Origin of the sequence: Cellulomonas sp. Leaf334, from assembly GCF_001424195.1 — a bacterium.
In the GTDB taxonomy this organism is placed as follows: Bacteria; Actinomycetota; Actinomycetes; order Actinomycetales; family Cellulomonadaceae; genus Cellulomonas.
The window spans coordinates 305,890-322,999 of sequence record NZ_LMOO01000005.1 but is presented as its reverse complement, the minus strand read 5'-3'; the positions used below and the strand labels follow the sequence as shown (position 1 = coordinate 322,999).

15 protein-coding genes are annotated in these 17,110 nt (G+C 72.0%); 2 read left to right on the top strand and 13 right to left on the bottom strand.

The window, feature by feature from the left end; all coding sequences use genetic code 11:
- Positions 1–5: 5 nt before the first annotated feature.
- The 4 genes from ASF78_RS11955 to ASF78_RS11940 form a co-directional block, all read right to left on the bottom strand.
- Complete coding sequence (locus ASF78_RS11955) at positions 6–1,586, bottom strand: alpha/beta hydrolase (protein WP_056590807.1); 1,581 nt, start codon at positions 1,584–1,586, stop codon at positions 6–8.
- An 88-nt stretch (positions 1,587–1,674) separates the two neighbouring features.
- On the bottom strand, positions 1,675–2,811 hold the full coding sequence (locus ASF78_RS11950; RefSeq protein WP_056589349.1) for a DNA polymerase III subunit delta': 1,137 nt from the start codon (positions 2,809–2,811) through the stop codon (positions 1,675–1,677).
- On the bottom strand, positions 2,808–3,434 hold the full coding sequence (gene tmk, locus ASF78_RS11945; RefSeq protein WP_056590804.1) for a dTMP kinase: 627 nt from the start codon (positions 3,432–3,434) through the stop codon (positions 2,808–2,810). Before tmk ends, ASF78_RS11950 begins: the two co-directional genes overlap by 4 nt.
- Positions 3,435–3,463: 29 nt before the next feature.
- Positions 3,464–4,471 carry a Gfo/Idh/MocA family protein gene (locus tag ASF78_RS11940; protein WP_056589345.1) on the bottom strand — a complete coding sequence of 336 codons (1,008 nt, stop codon included), beginning with the start codon at positions 4,469–4,471 and terminating at the stop codon, positions 3,464–3,466.
- Between the two features lie 185 nt (positions 4,472–4,656).
- Here ASF78_RS11940 and ASF78_RS11935 point away from each other — a divergent pair, with 185 nt between their 5' ends.
- Positions 4,657–5,121 carry a hemerythrin domain-containing protein gene (locus ASF78_RS11935; protein WP_056589343.1) on the top strand — a complete coding sequence of 155 codons (465 nt, stop codon included), beginning with the start codon at positions 4,657–4,659 and terminating at the stop codon, positions 5,119–5,121.
- Between the two features lie 11 nt (positions 5,122–5,132).
- On the opposite strand, the gene topA is transcribed toward ASF78_RS11935, so the two are convergent.
- The 4 genes from topA to ASF78_RS11915 all read right to left on the bottom strand — a co-directional run bounded on the left by topA (position 5,133) and on the right by ASF78_RS11915 (position 10,432).
- On the bottom strand, positions 5,133–7,853 hold the full coding sequence (topA, locus tag ASF78_RS11930) for a type I DNA topoisomerase (RefSeq protein ID WP_056589340.1): 2,721 nt from the start codon (positions 7,851–7,853) through the stop codon (positions 5,133–5,135).
- A gap of 70 nt (positions 7,854–7,923) precedes the next feature.
- A complete protein-coding gene (locus tag ASF78_RS11925) occupies positions 7,924–8,871 on the bottom strand; it encodes a phosphatase PAP2 family protein (RefSeq protein WP_235518546.1) in 948 nt (315 codons plus the stop codon).
- 54 nt (positions 8,872–8,925) lie between these two features.
- Positions 8,926–9,267 (bottom strand): hypothetical protein, encoded by a 342-nt coding sequence (locus ASF78_RS11920; protein ID WP_056589336.1) that lies wholly within the window; start codon positions 9,265–9,267, stop codon positions 8,926–8,928.
- Positions 9,268–9,451: 184 nt separating this feature from the next.
- A complete protein-coding gene (locus ASF78_RS11915; RefSeq protein ID WP_235518544.1) occupies positions 9,452–10,432 on the bottom strand; it encodes an NAD(P)/FAD-dependent oxidoreductase in 981 nt (326 codons plus the stop codon).
- 89 nt (positions 10,433–10,521) lie between these two features.
- Between ASF78_RS11915 and ASF78_RS11910 the strand changes: the two genes are divergently transcribed.
- The gene (locus ASF78_RS11910) at positions 10,522–11,088 is read left to right on the top strand and encodes a helix-turn-helix domain-containing protein (protein WP_082495089.1); all 567 of its coding nucleotides are present in this window, start codon (positions 10,522–10,524) and stop codon (positions 11,086–11,088) included.
- Between the two features lie 112 nt (positions 11,089–11,200).
- Here ASF78_RS11910 and ASF78_RS11905 read toward each other — a convergent pair whose 3' ends face one another.
- The 5 genes from ASF78_RS11905 to ASF78_RS11885 all read right to left on the bottom strand — a co-directional run bounded on the left by ASF78_RS11905 (position 11,201) and on the right by ASF78_RS11885 (position 17,092).
- On the bottom strand, positions 11,201–12,301 hold the full coding sequence (locus tag ASF78_RS11905) for an ABC transporter ATP-binding protein (protein ID WP_056589328.1): 1,101 nt from the start codon (positions 12,299–12,301) through the stop codon (positions 11,201–11,203).
- Positions 12,298–13,290 (bottom strand): ABC transporter permease, encoded by a 993-nt coding sequence (locus ASF78_RS11900; RefSeq protein ID WP_056589325.1) that lies wholly within the window; start codon positions 13,288–13,290, stop codon positions 12,298–12,300. Before ASF78_RS11900 ends, ASF78_RS11905 begins: the two co-directional genes overlap by 4 nt.
- Position 13,291: 1 nt before the next feature.
- Positions 13,292–14,269: an ABC transporter permease gene (locus ASF78_RS11895; protein ID WP_056589322.1), complete on the bottom strand. Its 978-nt coding sequence runs from the start codon at positions 14,267–14,269 to the stop codon at positions 13,292–13,294.
- Complete coding sequence (locus tag ASF78_RS11890) at positions 14,266–15,327, bottom strand: ABC transporter ATP-binding protein (protein WP_056589318.1); 1,062 nt, start codon at positions 15,325–15,327, stop codon at positions 14,266–14,268. The genes ASF78_RS11895 and ASF78_RS11890 overlap by 4 nt, the downstream gene beginning before the upstream one ends.
- 79 nt (positions 15,328–15,406) lie before the next feature.
- Positions 15,407–17,092, bottom strand: a complete 1,686-nt coding sequence (locus tag ASF78_RS11885; RefSeq protein ID WP_056589316.1) for an ABC transporter substrate-binding protein — start codon at positions 17,090–17,092, stop codon at positions 15,407–15,409.
- Positions 17,093–17,110 lie beyond the last annotated feature (18 nt).

Below are 17,110 nucleotides of genomic sequence, written 5' to 3'. Positions count from 1 at the left end.
GAGGCTCAGCAGCGGGTGCCCTCCGCGGGGACGGCCCCGGTGAGCAGGTAGGCGTCGACGGTGTCGGCGATGCAGTCGTTCGAGGACCCGTAGGCGGTGTGGCCCTCGCCCTCGTACGTGAGGAGCGTGGCGGACGAGAGGATCTCCGCGAGCTGCTCGGCCCACCGGTAGGGCGTCGCCGGGTCGTTCGTGGTGCCGACGACGAGGATCGGGGCAGCACCCTCGGCGGCGTAGGAGTCGAGGCCGCCGACCTCGGGCACGGGCCACTGCGCGCACACGGTGCCGCCGTAGCCGAAGAAGTAGCCGACGGTGGGGGCGGCGGCCTCGATCTGCGCGGCTTCTGCACGCATCACGTCGAAGTCCGCGGAGTCGCGTCCGTCGAGGCAGTTGATCGCGTAGAACGCGACGATCGAGTTGGTGCTGAACGTGCCGTCGGGCTGGCGGTCCGCGTACTGGTCGGCCAGCGCGAGCAGGATGGTCCCGTCGTTCTGGTCGATCGCGGCGGTCAGCGCCTGCGTCAGGTACGGCCAGTACGACTGCGCGTACAGCGGGAGCGCGATCCCGTAGAACGCCAGGGACCTGGTCAGGACGCGGTCCGACTCCGTGGGCAGCGGGTTGGCCTCCGCCCGCTCGAACAGCTCGGTGATCTGCGCGAGCCCGTCGTCCACCGATCCGTCGAGGGGGCACCCGTTCCCGGCCTGGCAGTCCTCGATGTAGGCGCGCAGCGCGTTCTCGAAGCCGACGGCCTGACCTTCGGCGGCCTCGGCGGAGGCCAGGTCGGGCGGGAGGGCGCCGTCGAGCACGAGCCGGCCGACCTTCTCCGGGAAGAGCGACGCGTAGGTGGCGCCGAGCGCGGTGCCGTAGGAGAAGCCCAGGTAGGTGAGGGTCTCGTCGCCGAGTGCCGCGCGCAGCACGTCGAGGTCGCGGGCGGTGCTGGTCGTGTCGACGTGACCCAGCGGCGCACCCGTGTTCTGCTCGCACGCGGCACCGAGGCCGCCGTAGAGGTCGATGACCTCCTGGATCCCGGCGTCGGTGGAGTAGTCGGCGTCGTAGGCGAGGATCGCGTCGAGGCCGGGGCCGTCGACGCACTCGACGGGGCTCGAGCGCTGCACGCCGCGCGGGTCGAAGCCGACCAGGTCGAACTGCCGGGTGATGTCGGCACTCACCATGCCAGCGACCTGGCTGACGAAGTCGACGCCGGACGCCCCGGGTCCGCCGCGGTTGAGCAGCAGGGAGCCGATCGGCTCACCGCCGGTCGCCCGGGCGCGGGCGAGCGCGATCCCGATCGACGGTCCTGCGGGGTCGGCGTAGTCGAGGGGAACCTGCGCGGTGGCGCACTCACCCTCCGCGCACGTGGTCCACTCGAGCTGCTGGCCGTAGTAGCGCGCGAGGTCACCCGTGACCTCGGCCGTCGGAGCGTCGGGGGTCGTGCCGGGCGCCGGTCCGGCCGCCTGGTTCTTGGGCGCCACGCACCCGGCGAGCAGCACGACGAGGAGGAGGCCGGCGGCGACGAGGGCCACGGCGAGCCGGTGCCGCGGATCGCGTCCGACGCTCGTGGGCGCGACGAGGCGGGCGGAGAGCGGCATGCGCACACGGTAGCCGTCGAGACTGAGCGGCCGGCGCCGCGTCCGCCGGTTGCGCGGGACCGTCACCCGATCTGCACAGTCGGCCGGGTCAGCCCTGCGGGCGCAGTGCCACCGCCATCGCCTCGACCGCCAGCAGCGGGGCGACGTTCCCCGCCAGGCGGGTGCGGGCCTGGCCGACGGCGTCCATCCGGCGCAGGGTCTGCTCGGCGGTGCTCGACTCCGCGAGGGCGCGCACCGACTGCTCGTGCTCCACGTTGACGAGCTCGACGCCGGCACCGAGCTGCACGACGAGCACGTCGCGGTAGAGGGAGAGCAGGTCGACCATCGCGCGGTCGAGCACGTCGCGCTGCGCGCGGGTGGCCCGGCGCTTCTGGTCCTCCTCGAGCTGCCGGACCTGGGTGCGCAGGGCGGGTGGCAGCGTCGCCGCACCTTCAGCCCCCATGGACCGCAGCAGCTCGGCCTTCTCCTCGGCGTCCCGTTGCTCGGTCGCGGCCTTGGCATCGGCCTGCGCCGTCTCGACGAGCTCGCCCGCGGCCAGCACCGCGTCGCCGACGCCGCGGATCTTCGCCGCGATGCCCAGCACCGCGGACCGCCGGGCGCGGGCCTCGGGGTCCCGGGCGAGCCGACGGGCGATCCCGACGTGGCTCTGCGCCGCGCGTGCCGCGACGGCGGCGACCGCGGGGTCGATCCCGTCGCGCGACACCAGCAGGGCGGCGACCGCGTCGACGGGCGGCACCCGCAGCGCGACGGAGCGGCTGCGGGAGCGGATGGTGACCAGGACGTCCTGCGGGCTCGGGGCGCACAGGATCCAGACCGTGCGACCGGCCGGCTCCTCGATGGCCTTGAGGAGCGAGTTGCCGCTGGTGTCGTTCAGGCGGTCGGCGTCCTCGATGATGATGACCCGGTGCCGTCCCTGTGACGGGGACCGCTGCGCGAGCTCGACCAGCGGGCGGGCCGTCTCGGCGCGGATGAACACGCCCTCGGTCGCGACGACGGTGACGTCCGGGTGCAGGCCGCGCAGGGTGGTCGTGCAGCCGTGGCAGGTGCCGCAGCCGCCGGTCGCGCACTGCAGCGCCGCGGCGAACGCCCGGGCCGCGTTGGACCGTCCGGAGCCGGGCGGTCCGGTGAGCAGCCACGCGTGGGTCATCGCGGCCGGGTCCTCGATCGCGTGCCGCAGGACCTCGACGGCAGGCTCCTGGCCGACGACGTCGTCCCAGACGCTCACGGCGTCACCCCGAGGAGGGGGGCCACCCGGGCCCGGATCGCCGACGCCAGCTCGTCGACCGGCTGCGTCGCGTCGAGGACGAGCCAGCGCCCCGGCTCGGCCTCGGCGCGTCCGAGGAACGCCTCCCGGGTGCGCCGGTGGAATTCGTCGCCCGCACGCTCCAGCCGGTCCGGGTCCCCCGTCAGCCGCGCCTTGCCCGCGACCGGGTCGAGGTCCAGCAGGACGGTGAGCGCCGGGAGCAGCCCGTCGACCGCCCACAGGGAGAGGCGCTCGACCTCGTCGGCCCCCAGGTCCCGCCCGCTGCCCTGGTAGGCCACCGACGAGTCCAGGTAGCGGTCGGTGACGACCACCGCGCCGCGGGCGAGCGCCGGGCGGACGAGCGAGGCCACGTGGTGCGCGCGGTCGGTCGCGTACAGAAGCGCCTCGGTGCGGGCGTCGACGTGGTCGCCGTGCAGGACCGCGTCGCGCAGCAGCAGGCCGAGCTCGGTGCCGCCGGGCTCCCGCGTCAGGACGACCTCACGTCCCAGCCCGGTCAGCCAGTCGCCCAGCAGCCGCGCCTGCGTCGACTTGCCGGCGCCGTCGCCGCCCTCGAACGAGAGGAACAAGCCAGGGAGCGTCGTCACGTGCGTCAGGGTAGCCGTCGGGTCCGACGTCACTCCCCGGGGTAGCTGACGCCGACGAGCGAGCGGATCGTGTCCATCGTCCGCAGCACCTCGAGGGTGTTGTCCCACGTGAGGCGGGGGCTCTGCGTCTGACCGGCGGCCACCTGGCGGGCGACCTCCGCGGCCTCGTACTGCAGGCCCTTGGTGCCGGGCTGGTCGAAGTCCCACACGCGGCCGTCGAGACGCTGCACCCGGAACGACGTCGGCGCGTAGAAGCTGCCCTTGACCCAGATGTTGCCCTCGGTGCCGGAGATCGTCGCGATCGTCGGTGTCTTGGCCCACAGCGTGGTCGACAGGGTGGCCTGCGCCCGGTCGCCGTAGGACAGGACGATCGAGATCTGCCCGTCGACACCGGTCGGCGTCAGCTGCCCGACGGCCTGCACCGCGTCCGGGACGCCGAGGAAGTCGTGCGCGAACGACACCGGGTAGACACCGAGGTCGAGCAGCGCACCGCCCGCGAGGGCCGGGTCGAACAGCCGGCTCTTCGGGTCGTACGTGAACGCCTGGCCGTGGTCGGCGGAGAGGTTGATGATCTCGCCGATCTCCCCGGCGTCGATGACCTGGTGCAGCGCGTAGACGTGCGGCAGGAACCGCGTCCACATCGCCTCCATCACGAACACCCCTGCGGTGCGGGCGGCGGCGAACACCTCCTCGGCCTCGCCCGCGTTGCGCGTGAACGCCTTCTCGACGAGCACGTGCTTGCCGGCGCGGATGGCCAGGAGCGCCTGCTCCTTGTGCTCGGAGTGCGGCGTCGCGATGTAGACGGCGTCCACCTGCGGGTCCTCGACGAGCTCGCGGTAGCCCACGTGCGTCGTCGGGATGCCGTGCGCCGTGGCGAACCGCTGCGCGCGGTCCCGGTTGCGCGACCCGACGGCGACCAGCTGCGCGCGGGTGTGCGCGTTCACGGCCGCCGCGAACGTCGCGGCGATGTTGCCGGCGCCGAGGATGCCCCAGCGGATCGGCGGTGCGGAGCGGGGGTCTTCAGCGCGGTCAGCCATGGCGACAACCTAGCGCGCGACACGGGACAGGTCCGCCCGGGTGACCGGGTGCAGCTGAACTCGTCGGTTGCGGCCGAACTCGTCTGCTGCGACGGACGAGTTCGTCGGGGACTGACGAGTTCGTGGGCCGCGGGGCGGAGCGACCGCGCGTTGACGGGGACGTCGTGGGCGTGTTGGGTGGCGGGGTGCCAGCCGTCCCCGACCGTCTCGCAGCCTGGGGGCAGCAGCTCGTCGAGACGCACGACCGGTTGCGCGACGAGCTGGACCGGCTCCTCGACGAGCTCGACGAGACCTCCGCGCTCACCCCCGACCTCCGCAGCCACTGCGTCGCGTTCTGCGGGGCGGTCGGTCGGCACCACACCAGCGAGGACGGGACGGCGTTCCCCGCCCTGGCGGCGCAGTACCCGGAGCTCCAGGACACGCTCGACGGGCTCGCCCGCGACCATCACGTGGTGGCGGGGATCCTGCAGAGCATCGACGCGGTGCTGACCGGCAGCGACGACCTCGCGCAGGCGCGCAGCGACATCGACGGACTGGCCGCGATCCTCGAGTCGCACTTCCGCTGGGAGGAGCGCGCGATCGTCGCGGCGCTCGACGGTCTCGCCGAGCCGGGGCTCACCGCCGAGCGGCTGTTCGGCCGCGAGGTCTGACCGGACCGTGCCTACTTCTTCGCGGCGGCCTTCGGCTTGGCCGGCGCACGGCGGGCGGGCGCCTTCTTCTTCGCGGGGGCCGACGCGCGCTTCTCGGCGAGGAGCTCGATCGCCTGCTCGCGCGTGATCGTCTCGGGCGTGAGGTCGCGGGGAAGGGTCCGGTTGGTGACGCCGTCGGTGACGTACGCGCCGAAGCGGCCGTCCTTGACGGTGATCGGCTTCTCCGACGTCGGGTCGTCGCCCAGCTCGCGCAGCGGGGGCGCAGACGTGGCGCCGCGGCCGCGCTTCGGCTGCGCGTAGATGGCCAGCGCCTCCTCGAGCGTCGTCGTGAAGAGGGCCTCCTCCGACGCGAGCGTGCGCGAGTCCGTGCCCTTCTTCAGGTACGGGCCGTAGCGGCCGTTCTGCGCGGTGATCTCGGTGCCGGACTCCGGGTCGACGCCGACCACGCGGGGCAGCGACAGCAGCGTGAGCGCCTCGTCGAGGGTGATCGACTGCAGCGACATCGACTTGAACAGCGAGGCGGTCCGCGGCTTCGGCGCCGCCGCGAGCGCGCGCTTCTGCGCGGCGGCCGACAGGGACGTGTCGATCTCGGGGTCGGGCAGGATCTCCGTCACGTACGGGCCGTAGCGGCCGTTGCGCGCGACGATCGGCGTGCCGGCGACGGGGTCGGTGCCGAGCACCTGGTCCCCCTCGGGCTGCGTCTCCAGCAGCTCGCGGGCCTTCGCGACGGTGAGCTCGTCGGGGGCCAGCTCCTCGGGGACCGAGGTGCGCCGCGTGGTGCCGTCCTCGGCGGGCTCGGCGGCCGAGTCCTCCAGGTAGGGGCCGTACCGGCCGACGCGCAGCACGATGCCCTCACCGATCGGGATCGAGTTGACCTCGCGGGCGTCGATGTCGCCGAGGTTCGCGACGAGGTCCCGCAGGCCCTCGCCCTCCTCGTTGCCGGTGCCGTCACCGAAGTAGAACCGGGTCAGCCAGGCCACCCGGTCCTTGTCACCGGCGGCGATGGCGTCGAGGTCCTCCTCCATCTCGGCGGTGAAGTCGTAGTCGACGAGCCACTCGAAGTTCTCCTCCAGCAGCCGCGTCACCGCGAACGCCAGCCACGACGGCACGAGGGCCTGCCCGCGACCGGTCACGTAGCCGCGGTCCTGGATCACGGAGATGGTCGCGGCGTACGTCGACGGCCGGCCGATCCCGCGCTCTTCCAGCGCCTTGACCAGCGACGCCTCGGTGTAGCGCGGCGGCGGGGAGGTGCGGTGGCCGTCGGCGGTGAGGTCGGATGCGGACAGCGGGTCGCCCTCGGCCATCTTCGGGAGGCGCGCGTCGTCCTTCTCGGCCGGGGCCTCCTCCGACGAGTCGTACCGCGACACGTCGCGACCCTCCTCGTACGCGGCGAGGAACCCGCGGAACGTGATGACCGTGCCGGAGGCGGAGAACAGGACGTCCGTGCCGTCGGACGCCGTGGCGCCGAGGCGGACGGACGCGGTCTGCCCGCGGGCGTCGGCCATCTGGGAGGCGACCGTGCGCTTCCAGATGAGCTCGTAGAGCCGGAACTGGTCGCCCGACAGCTCCTTGGCCACCTGCGCGGGCGTCCGGAAGTGGTCACCGGCGGGCCGGATGGCCTCGTGGGCCTCCTGCGCGCCCTTGGCCTTGCTCGCGTACACGCGGGGCGCGTCGGGGATGTACTCGGCCCCGTACAGCTCCGAGGCCTGCCGGCGCGCGGCGTCGATCGCCTGCGAGCTCAGCGACGAGGAGTCCGTACGCATGTAGGTGATGTAGCCGTTCTCGTACAGGCCCTGCGCCGTGCGCATGGTCTGCCGGGACGCCATCCGGAGCTTGCGCGACGCCTCCTGCTGGAGGGTCGACGTGGTGAACGGCGCCGCGGGGCGACGGGTGTACGGCTTGGTCTCCAGGGACGCGACGGTGAACGACGAGTCGGCCAGCCCGGCGACCAGCGACGTCGCGCGTGCCTCGTCGAGGTGGGCGACATCGGCGGCGCGCAGCTGACCGGTGTCGAGGAAGTCCCGTCCGGTCGCGACGCGGCGACCGTCGACCGACGTCAGTCGCGCGTCGAAGGACGGCTCGGCGTCGTCGAGAACCGCGAAGGTGCCCGTGACGTCCCAGTAGTCGGCGGCGACGAACGCCATGCGCTCGCGCTCGCGCTCGACCACGAGCCGCGTCGCGACGGACTGCACGCGCCCGGCCGACAGACCCTGCCGGACCTTGCGCCACAGCACCGGGCTGACCTCGTACCCGTACAGCCGGTCGAGGATGCGTCGGGTCTCCTGCGCGTCGACCAGCCGGTCGTCCAGCTCACGCGTGTTCTCCAGCGCCCGCTGGATGGCCTCGGGGGTGATCTCGTGGAACACCATGCGCTTGACGGGGACCTTGGGCTTGAGCTCCTGGAGCAGGTGCCAGGCGATGGCCTCGCCCTCGCGGTCCTCATCGGTGGCCAGGAAGAGCTCGTCCGAGTCCTTCAGGAGCTTCTTGAGCTCGCTGACCTTCTTCTTCTTGTCGGCGTCGACCACGTAGTACGGCGCGAAGCCGTTGTCGACGTCGACGGCGAACTTGCCGAACGGCCCCTTCTTCATGTCCGCGGGCAGCTCGGAGGGCTGCGGGAGGTCACGGATGTGCCCGACGCTCGCCTCGACGTCGTACCCCTCGCCGAGGTACCCGGCGATCGTGCGCGCCTTGGCAGGCGACTCCACGATCACGAGCTTGCGCCCTGCAGACATCAGTCAGGCCCTTCTCGGACTGCGACGGGCCGGACGACCCGTGCGACGTTGGGGACTCTACGGCGTGCGGTCAACCCCGCGGCAATCGCGATGCCGCGGCCTGACGCAGCAGCAGCATGATCGCGAACGCCAGACAGGACGCCATCAGCACCCCCGCGGCGCCGCCGAGGTAGGCCGTGACCTCCTCGGCGCGAGCGTCCAGATCGTCCAGGTTCTGCCACGTGTGCGACAGCGCGACGACGGCCGACGCCCCCGCGCCGACCCCGACGATGAGCAGCCCCGCCACCACACCGCGCATCGTGGCAGGCGTCGGCGGCGGGTCGACGGAGAGCCGGAGCGCACCGGTGGCCGTCGAGGCGCGGGCAGGGGTCAACGCGACCAGCGCGCACGCGATCGCGGTCCAGGCGAGCACCACCAGCACGGCCGCGACGACGTCCGACGGGCGGTGCCACTGGCCGATCAGAGTCGAGATGCCGGTGGCCGTCGTGTAGCCGGCGCCGAGCACGGCAGCCCACGGGCGGGCGCGGGGCGGCACCACGAGGAGCAGCGCCGCCGAGACGGAGGCCGCCGCGGTGGTGTGACCGCTGGGCAGGGTGTTGCCGTAGCTGGCCTCGACGCCGAGGTCCGGGCGGTACAGCACCCACTTCTTCAGCACCTGCGTCGTGAGGTTGGCGCCGATCATCAGGACCGCCACCTGGGCGGCGAGCGACCACCGGCGACGGAGCACGGCGATGAGCATCGCGGCGAGCAGGACGGCGACGATGAACCCGACCGACACCACGTCGAGCACGCGCTCGGCGACGCGCCACAGCTGCGTCTGCCCGTAGAGGGCGCCCTGGAACGCCGCGTTCTCCACCTGCTGACCGGCGAGGGTGTCGACGAACACCCGCCACAGCAGGAACACCCCGGCGAACGAGAGGGCCGCGACTCCCACCGCCACGGCCACGACCATGCCGCGCCGGTCCCCGGCGTCGGGGGTCGGGCGCACAGGCGCGGGGAGGGTGGGGGCGTTGCTCACCGGACAACGGTAGGTCACCCGCGCCGGTGTGCCGGGACCGTTCCGACGCTCGGATCACGGCACGGGCGTCGGCTCCTCCGGTCCGACGACGACGGCGTGGCGGCAGCCGTCGAGCTGGGCGCGTGCGTCGTCGTCGGCGTTGATGCACAGCAGGCAGCCGCCGCGCCGTTCGAGCTCCCACCCGGCCTCGTCGATCGCGTCGGCGGCGTGCCGGCTGCGCAGGCTCGTGGCCGCGAGGTCGAGGACGACGAGCGACGCCGACGCCGACAGGACGCCCAGGAGGTCGCGGAGCCGGCCGACGTCGGCGCGCCCGAACGACCCGGCCGGTCGCACGTTGGCGGTGATCCACGCGGGGCTCGCGGGTGCGTCCGGTACGTCTGCGGTCACCGTGCTCATGGCGGGCCTCCCGGCTCTGTCGGTCACGTGGTCCTCCACGTGCTCGACCCCCACCTCACCCGCCGCCCCTGTGGATCGCCTGGACCTGACCGTCTCTCTCCCTGTGCGTCGTCGCGCCACCCGGCGCAACCAGCCGCACCTGTGACGCGTGGTGCGGATGAGGCGGCGCACATGTCCGCTCGCGTCACTCGCGCACCAGGAGCGGCTGGTTCGGACGGGGGTGCGCCTCAGGTGCCGCTCGCGACGCGGCGACCGCGCGGGCCGTGTCCTCCAGGATCAGGTCGGAGTTGATCGCTGCGCCCGCACGGGTGCCGGCGGCCATCGCGCCCGTGACCTGGGCCATGAGGTCGGTCGCGTTGCCGGCCACCCAGACGCCGGGCACCGACGACGCCCCCATGAGGTCGGAGGCGGCGTGCTCGCCGACGCCCATCTCGTGCGGCACCGCCGTCAGGCCCAGACCGTCGAGCCCGTCGAGGCGCGCGACGAACCGGGGCATGACCGTCAGGGCGGATCGCTCGACGACCGCGCCGGACTCCAGGCGCACGCCCGTGAGCCGTCCGTCGGTCGACAGCACCTCCGTGACGACCCCGGGCACCACGCGGACCCCTCGGGCGGCCAGCTGCTCGGCCTGCTCCGGCGTCGGCTCCGGGGCGGTGTGCTGGAGCAGGACCACGTCGTCGGACCACTGCCGGAACAGCAGTGCCTGGTGCACGGCGCGCTCGGACGTGGCGAGCACGCCGATCGGCTGGTCACGCACCTCCCAGCCGTGGCAATACGGGCAGTGCAGGACGTCGTGACCCCAGCGCTGCCGCAGACCGGGGAGGTCGGGCAGGTCGTCGACGAGGCCGGTGGCCACGAGGATCCGCCGAGCGCGCTCGGACGTCCCGTCGTCCAAGGTCACGACGAACCCGCCGTCCTCGCGCGCCGCCGCCACGACCCGGCCCTGCCGCAGCGACCCGCCGTAGCCCGCCAGCTCGGCGCGGCCGCGCGCGAGCAGCTCCAGCGGAGACACGCCCTCCTGTCCCAGGATCCCGTGCACCCCGTCCGCCGGGGCGTTGCGGGGGGTCCCGTCGTCGATCACCAGCACCGACCGACGCGCTCGTGCGAGCGTCACCGCTCCGCTCAGACCCGCAGCACCACCACCGATGACAACCACATCTCTCATGTCGGCAAGCATCCGACGGACCGTCGCAGGCTGGCAAGCATCGTTGCCGAAGTGGCAAACTGCGGAGCGTGGACGACGTCGACCAGCTGATGCGCACCGTCGGGCCCCGGCTCCGGGCCGTCCGGCAGCAGCGCGACCTGACGCTCGCGCAGGCGTCCGAGGCGACCGGCATCTCGGTCAGCACCCTCTCTCGGCTGGAGTCGGGCACGCGGCGACCGCAGCTGGAGCTCCTGGTCCCCCTGGCCGCGCTGTACCGGGTGCCGCTCGACGAGCTGGTCGGCGCCCCCGCCACGGGCGACCCACGCATCCACCCGCGCCCGGTCACCGAGCACGGCATGACCGTGATCCCGCTGTCCCGCAAGAGCGGCGGCATGATCGTCTACAAGCTCGTCCTCCCGCCCGGCGGCCCGCACCCCGACCCGGAGCTGAACTCGCACGAGGGCTATGAGTGGCTGTACGTCATCGACGGCCACCTGCGCCTGGTGCTCGGCGAGCACGACCTGGTCCTCCCGCCCGGCGAGGCCGCGGAGTTCGACACCCGCGTCCCCCACTGGTTCGGCAACGAGACCGCGCACCCCGTCGAGCTGCTCAGCATCTTCGGCGCCCAGGGCGCCCGCGTGCACGTCCGTGCACGACCCCGCTCGAGCGGTGCGTAGACAGCCGACGACGCGGTCCTGCTGGGGGGGACGAGGTCGTCCGGCTGGTGAGAGGGCCGCCCCGCCCCCGGCCAGCAGCCCTGTGGAGAGGGAGCCGGGGGTGGGGCGGGGATCAGCGGACCGAGAGCTCCACCGGGACCGGCTGCGGCTCGAAGCCGGCCGCGGTCACGGCGGCGGGGTCGTGGCGCAGGCAGGCGACGGACCGGCGCGGGTCGTCGCCCTCGACGAGCGGCGCGACGAGCTCCGGGGTGATCGCCGCGCACGCGTCGAACACGTGCGCGCAGCGGTCGCGGTACGGGCAGCCGGTGGGCAGGTTCGACATGTCCGGGGGTGAGCCGGGGATGCCGGTGAGCTCGCGGCGTGGACCGCGCAAGGGCGGGAACGAGTGCAGCAGCGCGTCCGAGTACGGGTGCCGCGGGCGGCGGTACATGTCCTGCGCGGAGGCGTCCTCGACGATCTCGCCGGCGTACATGATCGCGATGCGGTCGGCGATCTCGATCAGCAGGGACACGTCGTGCGTGATGAAGATGACCGAGAAGCCGAGCCGGTCGCGCAGCTCCGCGATCTGCTCGACGATCTGCCGCTGCATGACCACGTCGAGGGCCGTCGTCGGCTCGTCCATGATCAGCACCTGCGGGTCGAGCGCGAGGGCCATGGCGATCATCACGCGCTGCCGCATGCCGCCAGAGAGCTGGTGCGGGTAGTCGCGCAGCCGGTCGGCGGAGATGCCGACGAGCTCGAGCATCCCGGCAGCCCGCTCCAGGGCCTCCTTCTTGGTGACCCCCGGTAGGTGCGCGGAGATCCCGTCGGCGATCTGCCGGCCGATCCGGTACACCGGGTTGAGGGAGTTCATCGCGCCCTGGAACACGATCGCGAGGTCCTGCCAGCGGGTGGCCCGCAGGTCGGCGTCGCTGAGCGTGAGGATGTCGGTGCTCTGCCCGTCGCGGTCGGTGAAGATGACCTCGCCGCCGGTGATGAGACCGGGGGGCGGCAGCAGCCGGGTGGCCGCGTACGCGAGCGTCGACTTGCCGCAGCCGGACTCGCCGGCCAGGCCGAGCACCTCGCCGCGGTTGAGGGTCAATGACACCTGGCGCAGCACGTGCGTCGGGTCCTCGTCGTACCCGTAGTCGACGGACAGGTTCTTGATCTCCAGCACGGGATCGACGGCCGCCGCCCCGGAGCGGAACGCACGCTGCGTGTCGATGGCGGTCATGCCCGGTCCTCCTTGGCCTCGCGGACGACCGGCGTGAAGCCGATGCGCGGGCGGATCTTGCGCTTGCGCATCGACCGGGCGTTGAGGCCGACCGACCGCAGGCGCGGGTTGACGAACTCGTCGATCCCGAAGTTGATGAGCGTCAGCGCCATGCCGAGCAGCGCGATGAGCAGCCCGGCGGGGACGAACCACCACCACGCGCCGCGCTGCAGGGCCAGCTGCGCCTGCGCCCAGTACAGGACGGTCCCCCAGTTCCACTCGTTGGTGGGCGTGATGCCGACGAACGACAGGGTGATCTGGGACAGCACGGCGAACCCGACGGTGCCGACGAAGCCCGCGGCGATGATGGCGGTCAGGTTGGGCAGGATCTCCGCGGAGATGATCCGCCACGTGCTCTCGCCGTTGGCGCGCGCGGCCTCGACGAAGTCTCGTTTCCTGAGCGACAGCGTCTGCGCGCGCAGCACGCGGGCACCCCACGCCCAGCCGGTCGCAGCGATGACGAGGGCGACGGTGAGCCCGCCTGCCGACGGCAGCTGCCCCGCGATGATGATGATGAGCGGGAGCTGCGGGATGACCAGGAACACGTTGGACAGCGCCGACAGGGACTCGTCGCCGAACCCGCCGATGTAGCCCGCGGTGACGCCGACGATCACACCGATGACCGTCGCGACCGTCCCGGCGACGAACCCGACCACGAGCACGCTGCGCGTGCCCAGGATCAGCTGGCTCATGACGTCCTGCCCCTGGTGCGTGGTGCCCATGAGGTGCTGCCACGACGGTGACTGCAGGATCGCCGACGACCGCGCGTTCGGGTCGTACGGCGCGATCCACGGCCCGATGATCGCGATGAGGAAGAAGAACCCGAGGATCGCCAGACCGGTCAGGGCCTTCGCGTTGCGCATGAACAGGAAGCGACGCTTGCCCGTGCGGGGGGTCGTCGCGTCCGGGTTGATCTCCAGGTCCTCGAGGAACGCGGCTTCGACGGTCATGTCAGCCCTCCTGTCGCGTGCGGGGGTCGAGCACGCCGTAGGCGACGTCGGCGGCCATGTTGGCGAGGAGCACGGCGAACGTGATCACCAGGAAGCACCCCTGCATGAGCGGGTAGTCCTTCGCGTTCACCGCGCTGAACAGGTAGTACCCGATGCCCTGGTAGGAGAAGACGATCTCCATGACGAGGGTGCCGCCGACGATGAAGCCGAGCGACAGGGCGAAGCTGGACACCTGCGGGAGGATCGCGTTCCGGGCGGCGTAGCCCATCATGACGGTCCGCTCCTTGAGGCCCTTGGCCTGCGCGACCGTCACGTAGTCCTCGGAGGACACGGTGACCATCATGTTGCGCATCCCGAGCATCCAGCCGGCGATCGAGGACACCACGATCGTCATGGCCGGCAGGAACCCGTAGTAGATGACGGAGCCGACGAACTCCCAGGACAGGGTGGGCACCATGCTGCGGTCGTAGCTGCCGCTGGCGGGGAACCAGCCGAGCGTCACCGAGAACAGCGAGATGGCGATCAGGGCGAGCCAGAAGTACGGCACGGCCGAGAAGAACGTGGACAGCGGCAGCAGACCGTCCATCCAGGTCCCCCGGCGCCACCCGATCCCGGTGCCGATCAGCGTGCCGAGCGTGAAGCTGATGATCGTCGCGACGCCGACCAGCCCGATCGTCCACGGCAGCGCCTGCCGGATCACGTCGGCCACGGGTGCCATGTACGAGAACGAGATGCCCAGGTCGCCCTGCAGCAGCAGCTTCCAGTACGCGACGTACTGTTCCCACAGCGACATGTCCTCGTCGAGCCCGAACAGCGCCCGCAGCGCCTCGGCGGCGTCGGGGCTGATCCGGCCCTGGTTCTTGGCGATCAGGGCGCTCACGGGGTCGCCCGGCATGATCCGCGGGATGAAGAAGTTGATCGTGATCGCTGCCCACGCGGTGATCGCGTAGAACACGATGCGTCGGGTGAAGAACCTCATCGGTCGACCTCCAGCACCGAGACGTCCACGGCCGGCCGCTCGCCGTACGCGTCGAGCACCGAGCCCAGCGACGGGCGGTCCGCACGGTCGGAGTAGCCCCAGCAGGCGGCCTCGCGGACCTCGCCGACAGGCAGCAAGGGCGGGACCTCGGTGCGGCACAGGTCGACGGCGAACGGGCAGCGCGGGTTGAACCGGCACCCGCCGGGCGGGGTCACCAGGCTCGGCGCCTCGCCGCGGGCGCCCCGGGCGCGGGACTCCAGGTCGTCCGGGTCCGGCGCGGAGCGCACCAGCAGCTGCGTGTAGGGGTGCTTCGGGTCCTGCGTGACGGACTCCGAGTCGCCCGTCTCCACGATCCGGCCGGCGTACATGACCATCGTCCGGTCGGCGAAGTAGCGGGCCGACGCGATGTCGTGCGTGATGTAGAGGATCGCGAGCTGCAGGCGGTCCCGCAGGTCGCGCAGCAGGTTGAGGATGCCGAGGCGGATCGACACGTCGAGCATCGAGATCGGCTCGTCGGCGAGCAGCACCTCGGGGTCGGCCGCGAGCGCGCGGGCGATGGCCACGCGCTGGCGCTGACCGCCGGACAGCTCGTGCGGGAACTTGTCGATGTACCGGGCGGCCGGGCGCAGCTGGACCCGGTCCAGCAGCTCGTCGAGGGCGGCCTCGAGCTCGACTCCGCGCAGGCGCCCGCGGTGGATCTTGAGGCTGCGCGTGAGGGTGTACCGCACGGTGTGCACGGGGTTCAGCGACCCGAACGGGTCCTGGAAGATCATCTGGACCTTGCGCACGTACTGGTGGAACGCGCGCCGGTTCTTCGCCGTGGCGTCCTGCCCGTGCAGCAGGATCTGGCCGCCCGTGACCGGCATGAGCTGCGCGAGCAGCCGGGCGATCGTGGACTTGCCGGAGCCCGACTCCCCCACCAGCGCGATCACCTTGCCGCGGTGGAGCGACAGGTTCACGTCGTCGACGGCGTGCACGAACTTCTTGGAGCGGGAGCCGCGGACGGGGAAGTGCTTGCGCAGGTCGATCGCCTGCAGGACCGGCTGGTCGTCTGACATCAGGTCACCTTGGGGGTCGGGTGCGGGCCGGGCACGCGGTGCGGCGGGCGAGGGGGCTCGCCCGCCGCACCACGTCATCTCACTCCGTCGGAACGAGCTTCGACAGGATCAGAGCGGCCTGCGGGCCCGTCGGCTGCGGGTTCGCGTACGGGTCCTCGTCGGTCGGGAAGCCCGTGTAGTTCACCGTCGAGTACTGCGCGACGGCGGGACGGGACCAGATGACGAGGCCGGGGACGTCCTCCACGAAGGCCTTCTGCACGACGTCCAGGGCGGCGGCGCGGGCGTTGTCGTCCGTCCCCGCCTTGAAGTCGGCCAGCGCCGCGGTGACGGCGTCGTTCTTGTAGCGGCCGAAGTTCCACGTCGCCGACTCACCGAGCGGCACGTACGACGCGCCGTCCATGATGTTGGAGTACATGTTCCACGGCGTGCTGCCCCCGTCGGTCCAGTGCAGGGACGCCTGGAAGTTGCCGAACGGGATGATGTCGTTGAACCAGGTGTCCTGGACGACACCCTCGACGGACGCCTCGGCCCCGAGGGCGGCCGCGCCCTCGCTGATGATGCCGAGCGCGTCCAGGTAGTCGGTCCACCCCGTCGGGTTCTGGAGCGTGAAGGAGACCTTCTCGCCGTCGGGGTCGACCAGTGCGTCGCCGTCCCAGGTGTAGCCCGCGTCGGTGAGCACGTCCTTGGCACCGTCGACGTCGACCGTGAGCTCCTGGTCGAGGAACTCGTCGGAGATGAACGCGTCACCCGACGGCTGGGGCAGCCCGGTCACGCTCTTGATCTGGGGCCACACGCCGTAACCGGCCGTCGCGGAGATGTCCGCGCGGTCCACGACCATGTTCAGCGCCTTGCGGAACGCCACGTCGTTGAACGGCTTCGTCTCGTTGTTCAGGTAGAGGACGTCGACGCCGAAGCCGCCGCCCGCGACCTGGTGGAAGTGCTCCGGGTCCTTGGCGATGAACGTGTTCTCGAAGTCCGGGATGAACGTCCAGCCCCACTGCGCGTCACCCGTGGTGAGCGCCGTGGTCAGGCCGGCGTTGTCGTTGAACGTGTCGTACCGCAGCGTGCCGACCTTCGGGGTCTCGCCCCAGTAGTCGGTGTTCGGCTCGAGCGTCACGGCCTGCGGGGTGAAGCTCTTGAGCTTGAACGGGCCCGTGCCGATCATCTCGTCGTCGGTCCACGTCACCGGGTCCTCGTTCTCCCACAGGTGCTTGGGCACGATGAGGAGCTTGAGCAGCTTGTCGCGGTTGACGTACTGGCCGGACTCGAAGTTCACCGTGACCGTGTTGCCGTCGACCGTGATGTCGCCGTACTGGTCCGGGAAGTCCGTGTTCAGCTCCTTGTTGTCCTTGCGGAGCTGGATCGAGAACGCGATGTCCTCGGCGGTGAAGTCCGTGCCGTCGGACCACTTCACGCCCTCACGCGCCGTGATCACGGCCTGCGTGGAGTCGGGGTTCCACTCGACGCTCTCGGCGAGCCACGGCGTCGGGGGGTCCGTCGGCTTGAGCTCGTTGACCTGCATGAGCGACTCGTAGACGGCGAACGCGTACCCGAGCGAGAGCGACGCGGAGCCGGTCGCGAGCGGGTTCTGGTTGGGCTGCTGCGGGCCGTTCGGCATGCCGATGGTCAGGATCTTGTCCGAGACGCCACCGGTGCCGCCGGTCGCGTCGTCGTCGCTGCCACTACCGCCGCCGGAGCAGGCGGTGGCGAGCAACGCGAGGGTGGCCGCCGTAGCGACGACCGTCGAGAGCTTGCGGATTCTCACGAGTGCCTCCTTGCACTG

What these genes read in the sequence shown, in the direction of transcription:
- ASF78_RS11940 (WP_056589345.1), bottom strand. Translation starts at nt 4,471, where the DNA reads ATGGCTGACCGCGCTGAAGACCCCCGCTCCGCACCGCCGATCCGCTGG.
- ASF78_RS11895 (WP_056589322.1), bottom strand. Translation starts at nt 14,269, where the DNA reads ATGAGGTTCTTCACCCGACGCATCGTGTTCTACGCGATCACCGCGTGG.
- ASF78_RS11915 (WP_235518544.1), bottom strand. Translation starts at nt 10,432, where the DNA reads ATGAGAGATGTGGTTGTCATCGGTGGTGGTGCTGCGGGTCTGAGCGGA.
- ASF78_RS11910 (WP_082495089.1), top strand. Translation starts at nt 10,522, where the DNA reads ATGCGCACCGTCGGGCCCCGGCTCCGGGCCGTCCGGCAGCAGCGCGAC.
- ASF78_RS11905 (WP_056589328.1), bottom strand. Translation starts at nt 12,301, where the DNA reads ATGACCGCCATCGACACGCAGCGTGCGTTCCGCTCCGGGGCGGCGGCC.
- ASF78_RS11920 (WP_056589336.1), bottom strand. Translation starts at nt 9,267, where the DNA reads ATGAGCACGGTGACCGCAGACGTACCGGACGCACCCGCGAGCCCCGCG.
- ASF78_RS11890 (WP_056589318.1), bottom strand. Translation starts at nt 15,327, where the DNA reads ATGTCAGACGACCAGCCGGTCCTGCAGGCGATCGACCTGCGCAAGCAC.
- ASF78_RS11900 (WP_056589325.1), bottom strand. Translation starts at nt 13,290, where the DNA reads ATGACCGTCGAAGCCGCGTTCCTCGAGGACCTGGAGATCAACCCGGAC.
- ASF78_RS11955 (WP_056590807.1), bottom strand. Translation starts at nt 1,586, where the DNA reads ATGCCGCTCTCCGCCCGCCTCGTCGCGCCCACGAGCGTCGGACGCGAT.
- topA (WP_056589340.1), bottom strand. Translation starts at nt 7,853, where the DNA reads ATGTCTGCAGGGCGCAAGCTCGTGATCGTGGAGTCGCCTGCCAAGGCG.